The sequence below is a fragment of the Dietzia sp. SLG310A2-38A2 genome, assembly GCF_014145095.1.
In the GTDB taxonomy this organism is placed as follows: Bacteria; Actinomycetota; Actinomycetes; order Mycobacteriales; family Mycobacteriaceae; genus Dietzia.
Genome location: NZ_JAALDX010000359.1, coordinates 1 through 1,181, shown reverse-complemented (window position 1 = coordinate 1,181; position 1,181 = coordinate 1). Strand labels below are relative to the sequence as shown.

The window sequence follows — 1,181 nt, the reverse complement described above, 5'->3', positions numbered from 1 at the left end:
CCCACCCCGCCGCCCCAGCCGGCACCGTCCCCGACCGTCATCCCGCCCGCGCCCGACCTGCAGGACATGCTCGATTCGTTGACCTCCGAGTTCAACTCCTTCGTCCCGCCGGGCCAGGGCGACGGGGGCGGCAACGCGGGTGGCAACGCGGGTGGCAACGCGAACCCGAACGCGGGGGCAGCCGCGAACAACGGCACGGGAGGTGACGGCGGATGACCACACCTCACCTGCTGGCGGGTCGGTACGAGATCGGTGAGGTCCTCGGATTCGGCGGGATGTCCGAGGTCCACCGGGGGCGGGACACGGTCCTCGGCCGTGACGTGGCGGTCAAGATCATGCGGCCCGAGTTGGCCCGCGACGAGACCTTCTACCAGCGCTTCCGCCGGGAGGCCCAGAACTCGGCGTCGCTCAACCATCCCTCCATCGTGGCGATCTACGACACCGGCGAGGAACGCACCGAGGACGGTGCGCTGCCGTACATCGTCATGGAGGTCGTCGAGGGCGACACGATCCGGGACATCGTCAAGATGGATGGCCCGATGGAGGTGGAACGCGCACTCGGGGTGATGGCCGACGTCTGCGGCGCCCTCGACTTCTCTCACAAGAAGGGGATCATCCACCGCGACGTCAAGCCGGCGAACATCATGATCTCGCGCGACGGGGCCGTCAAGGTCATGGACTTCGGCATCGCGCGCGCGGTCAGCGACGCGAGCTCGACCCTCACCAACACCTCCTCCGTGCTCGGCACCGCCCAATACCTCAGTCCCGAGCAGGCCCGCGGCGAGACGGTGGACGCCCGATCGGACCTGTACTCGGCCGGCTGCGTGTTGTACGAGATGGTCGCCGGAGCCCCTCCGTTCACCGGCGAATCCCCCGTCGCGGTGGCGTACCAGCACGTCCGCGAGTCACCGCAGCCCCCGTCCCGGATCAACCCGGAGGTCGGCCGGTACGTCGACGCCGTGGTCATGCAGGCGATGGCCAAGAACCCCGAGAACCGGTACGACACCGCCGGGGACATGCGCACCGACCTGCTCGCCGTCCTGAGCGGCGGCCGCCCGGCCGCCCCGCTGGTGCTCTCCGACGACGAGCTCGACGACGGACAACGACCAGACGCCCCCCACGGATTCGCCGGGGCGGGCTACGGCTCGGGCCGCCCCGACCGGATCCCGCCGTCCGAGGCG

General features: G+C 70.4%; 1 protein-coding gene and 1 pseudogene. Both read left to right on the top strand.

The genetic code is table 11. The annotated features are described in order from the left end of the window. A pseudogene (locus G6027_RS12755) lies at positions 1–216 on the top strand (serine/threonine protein kinase); the annotation flags it as partial. Further along, on the top strand, positions 213–1,181 hold a 969-nt coding region (gene pknB, locus G6027_RS12750; protein WP_182637505.1), incomplete at its 3' end, for a Stk1 family PASTA domain-containing Ser/Thr kinase. The pseudogene G6027_RS12755 and the gene pknB, both read left to right, overlap by 4 nt.